Source organism: Flavobacterium sp. ZB4R12 (assembly GCF_048276375.1).
GTDB lineage: Bacteria > Bacteroidota > Bacteroidia > Flavobacteriales > Flavobacteriaceae > Flavobacterium > Flavobacterium gawalongense.
Window position 1 is genome coordinate 1 of record NZ_JBLNKS010000037.1, and the last position, 5150, is coordinate 5150.

General features: G+C 37.1%; 2 protein-coding genes. Both read right to left on the minus strand.

The window, feature by feature from the left end; translation table 11 throughout:
* The coding region (locus ACNO7W_RS16185) for a hypothetical protein (protein ID WP_417938903.1) at positions 1-3774 on the minus strand (3774 nt) is incomplete at its 3' end.
* A gap of 11 nt (positions 3775-3785) precedes the next feature.
* Entirely contained in the window at positions 3786-4082 is a 297-nt protein-coding gene (locus ACNO7W_RS16190; RefSeq protein ID WP_417938904.1) for a hypothetical protein, read from the minus strand.
* Between the last annotated feature and the right edge of the window lie 1068 nt (positions 4083-5150).

Consider the following 5150-nt stretch of genomic DNA (forward strand, 5'->3'; position numbering starts at 1 on the left):
GGTTACGATTACATTACCCGTATTGGTCACTGCAAAAGTATAATTGATTTTTTCACCCACTTGAGCGAAACCATCATTGTTGGTGTCGCTAAAGACACCAGTTTTCACTAAAGCAATGCTAGGTTTTTGAGGAAGTGGCGTATCAGTAGGGGTGTTGTTTTCAACGGTTGTGCCCGAAATATCGGTTACATCATTTCCTTTAGGATCTTTACCGGTTGCCAAAGCCGAGTTGGTCACTTTTCCAGCATCAATATCAGCTTGGGTAACTGTATAAATTCCAGTCACGGAACTAGTAGTACCTGGCGCTAAAGAAGCAATAGGATTGCCAGTTATAATCAAACCTATTAATGGATCTGTGATAATGATATTGGTTACGATTACATTACCCGTATTGGTCACTGCAAAAGTATAATTGATTTTTTCACCCACTTGAGCGAAACCATCATTGTTGGTGTCGCTAAAGACACCAGTTTTCACTAAAGCAATTTTAGGATTTTGAGCATTGGTTAAGTCTACTGTGGTATCATCGGTATGGGTTACATCATTTCCTTTTGGATCTTGTCCAGCTGCTGTAGCTACATTGGTCACTTGACCGGCATCAATATCTGCCTGAGTCAAGGAATAGGAAGCGGTAACGATAGTATTATCAGTTGCGCCCACCGCAAGAGTTCCAATCGGTCCGCCATTTACAGTCACCAAAAGATCGGTAATTTCAATATTTGTAATGGTCACATTACCTGTATTAGTTACGGCAAAAGTATAGTTAATAGTTTCACCCACCTGAGCATAGCCATCCTTATTCTCATCCACAAAGACACCAGTTTTTACTAAAATAATACCAGGTGTTTGTGTCAACGGCGTAACGGTTGGTGTATTGTTTTCATTTGTTGTACCCGAAGTATCAGTCACATCTTCATTATCAGGATCTTTCCCATTTGCAAAAGCGGAATTAGTCACTTTTCCTGCATCAATATCAGTTTGGGTTATGGTATAAGTACCAGTCACAGAGCTGTCAGTTGCTCTGGGTGCTAAGGAATTAATCGGACTATTAGAGATAGTCAGTCCCTCAAAATCAAGATCGGTAATTACGATGTTGGTTACAGGCACATTACCTGTATTGGTCACTGCGAAAGTATAATTGATTATTTCACCTACTTGTACAAATCCATCGTTATTTGTATCACTGAATACTCCGGTTTTTACTAATGCAATTCCTGATTCTGTAATTTCAAAAGTATAATTAGCAGTACATCCATTTTTGTCTTTAATTTCTACAGCGTAATTGCCTTTTGGTAAGTTGGAAATATCCTCGGTTATAGCTTCATTAGACCATAAAAAAGTATATGGCATTGTACCTCCAGAAACGGTAAGATCTATAGCCCCATTACTACAACCTACACAGTTATTGTTATTTGTGATTGTTGCTGTAGCACTTATTGCTGCGTCAGGTTGAGTTATGATTACTGAACAAGTAGTTTTGTATCCTAATTTATCGGTTACCGTTACGGTATGTGTACCAGCATTTAATGCCGTTGCTTGAGCGGTAGTTTCTTCATTATCCCATAAGTAGGTATAATCCCCATTTCCGCCAATAGCAGTTACCGTGGCTATTCCATTACTATCACCATAACATTTAGCAGGAGTATCTTGTGCAATGCTACAGGATAAAACATTAGGTTCGGTAATAGTGATTTCACATGTTGTTTGACATTCTTTTGAATCCTTAACTGTTACAGAATGTGGCCCTGCATTTAAGGCAATTGCTTGGGCAGTAGTTTCTCCATTATCCCATAAATAAGTGTATCCTCCATTTCCACCAAGTGGAGTAACAGTGGCTTGACCATCACTCAATCCATTTGCAGAAACAGCCTTGTTTTGAGTAATTGAACAAGTTAATACGGCAGGTTGATTTATTATTTGGTCGCCCAATACAATGACGCAATCAGGATGTGCCGCATCACGAATTTGTACACTATAGGTTTCGGGTACAAGACTGGTGAAGTTACCGCTTGTTTGCCAAGTGCCAGAATCAAGACGATATTCAAAAGTTCCGTAACCACCACTGGGACTGCTCACGGAAATTGTTCCGTCATTAGCATCATTACAGGTTACATTTGTTTTTGCAACTGATGCGCTTAATACAGCAGGTTGAGTTATTGTCTGGTCTCCCAATACAATGACGCAGGCTGTGTGTGCTTTATCTCTTATTTGTACATTGTAGGTTGCGTTGGCAAGAGCAGTATAGTTTCCGCTAGTCTGCCAGCTTGTTCCGCCATTGATGCTGTATTCATAAGTTCCGTAGCCACCTGTTGGAGAGCTTATGGTTATCGTTCCGTCATTTGCTCCGTTGCAGGTTACATCTGTTTTTGCAACCGTAGCACTTAATACCACAGGTTGTGTGATACCCAAAGCACCGTTCAATATTTTTACACAGTCTGATTTATCTTTATCACGGATTTGTACATTGTAGGTTGCGTTGGCAAGAGTAGTGTAACTACCTGTATTTTGCCAAGAAGTACCACCATTAATACTATATTCATAAGTACCGGAGCCACCTGATGGCGAGCTTATGGTTATCGTTCCGTCATTTGCTCCGAAGCAGGTCACATTGGTTGATGCCACTGTTGCACTTAACGCAATAAGCCCAGCCCCACTAAAGCTACCACTACTTGTGCAAGTAACATAGTCGCTAGGGGCATCGGCAGGAATACCTTCGGGGGTCAAAGACAAATCATATGGATTCGCATAATCGTAAGTTGCACAAACAATAGCTTTTATGTCATTTTGAGGGGATGAACCATCTTGCGTTCCTAACTCTACATAAAGCGGAGTAGCAATTAATTCAGCATAGCTATTCCTGGTTTCTGTACTTACCTCGGTAGTCAAGTCCATAGCATAAGTTGTCACTTTATAGGATTTTGCTTTTAGTGTAGCATTATCCACTACCTTCCATTTACCGGCACTTCCCAGAAATGTGGCGCATACCTCATAGCCGTCACTTACACAATTAAGTTCGTCGGCTCCATCTTTTTGAAGGGCGCAAGATGATCCTCCACACCCATACCTGGCTTTAAAAATCAGGTTATCGGTGATGTCTGATCCGTCAGCATTCCATATAGCAATGTAATAATTAGTTGGATCTGCAAAAGCTGGTACAGTAATCGTTTCCCAACCCGCCGTAGTACCTGCTCCACAACCGTCAAAAATCAGACCACCTGCATAAATCAGGTCTGCTGTGTCACAGCTCCCTGACAAGCCTGTCGGTGTTGCCGGATAGAATGTTCCTGGTGTTAATGCTGTAGGTTTTGTATTGGCGGTATTTACATAATACAAGGCCCAACGTTGATCGGGTGTACCTAATTGAAAAGAAAATGATCCTGCATAAGTTCGGATATCAAAATTCAGCCATACTACATCTTGTCCATCAGTTGGCTTTCCGCAGTTTATTATGTCCAGATCCGGGAAATCAAAGACAGAACCGTCTTGTCCTATTTTACCCTTATCTTGTAAATTATTTATGGTTGAAGCACTACTTCCACAGGTAATGATTCCTCGTGCTTCTGTATCGCTCCCCGTAGGTTTAACTGCCTGCCACTTACCACTCACAAACCGCCATCCATCTCCTGAATCATAACGGAAAGCATTACAAGGACCTTGGCCGCTCTGTGCAAAAGCAGTATGACTAATTGAAATAGTCATAATTAAACAAGAAAGCATTTTGAAAATAAAAGAATACATGAACTGTTTTGTCGAATAAGTAATAGTTGATTTCATATTGATTTGTTTTAAATCGTTAGAAAGTAAGACGATTGTAAATGGCGAAATTCCCATCTGATGGTTGTTGTAGGAGTTGAAGGTCGAATTGCTTTTATCAAACTTTCAACCTTTTGAGGACTTGAATCAATATTTCCTGAGTTTGCTCTCAAGGAGTCAATAAATTTATTAATAGACATATTTTTTTGAGATTGCAACAGTATAGTTTGAGCTAAGCTAGCCCAAGACTTTTGTGCATCAAATTGGGAATATATAGTACTAACAATCTTGAAGAAGGTCAGTAAAAGGAAGGTGATTTCTGTTTTCATACAATCAAAATTTAAATTATTGTTTGTAATGTTAATTTTCTACAGAATTTGAAAAACTAAAAAATAGGTTTATTAGAAACATTCAATTTTGATTATTTGGGGTTAATTCAAAATTGATTTCTTGTGGTGGCTATTTAGAATTAGCCAAATTATTTTTTTACAGAATAAAAAAACTAAAAACTAGGTTTATTATAAACATTCAATTTTGACTATTTGGGGATTAATTCAAAATTGATTTATGGTTGCAGACTACTATCATTATTTAAGTTTCAACAGAATTTGAAAAACTAAAAAATAGGTTTATTATAAATATTCAATTTTGACGATTATTTGGGGATTAATTCAAAATTGATTTATGGTTGCAGACTACTATCATTATTTAAGTTTCAACAGAATTTGAAAAACTAAATAGGTTTATTATAAACATTCAATTTTGACTATTTGGGGATTAATTCAAAATTGATTTCTTGTTGCAGCCTACTGTCATTATTCAAGTTTCAACAGAATTTGAAAAACTAAAAAATAAGTTTATTATAAACATTCAATTTTGACGATTATTTGGGGATTAATTCAAAATTGATTTATGGTTGCAGACTACTATCATTATTTAAGTTTCAACAGAATTTGAAAAACTAAATAGGTTTATTATAAATATTCAATTTTGATTGTTATTTGGGGATTAATTCAAAATTGATTTTTGACAAGTTCTAATACTATGTCAAAGTTAATTAAAATAGTTTATTTATATTCAAATGGTCTACCAACTAGCTTAAATAATCGATGAAATGAAGTTTTTCGTAAAAGAAAGTCGAAAGTATCGATTAGTCCAGTTGTTGTAGTCAATTTTGGTTTTGGCCTTAAAAAAAAAGCTACCTAATTAAAGGCAGCTTCTGTAAAATTTAATGATATGTTATAAAGCAATAATATTATAAGGCAGTGATTATAAATTCGCTGCGTCTATTGAATTGATGTTCTTCTTCGGAACATTTTACCCCGTCTGAACAATTGTTCACAAGTTGATTTTCTCCATAGCCTTTGCCAACTAATCTTTTTGGGGAAACCCCATTT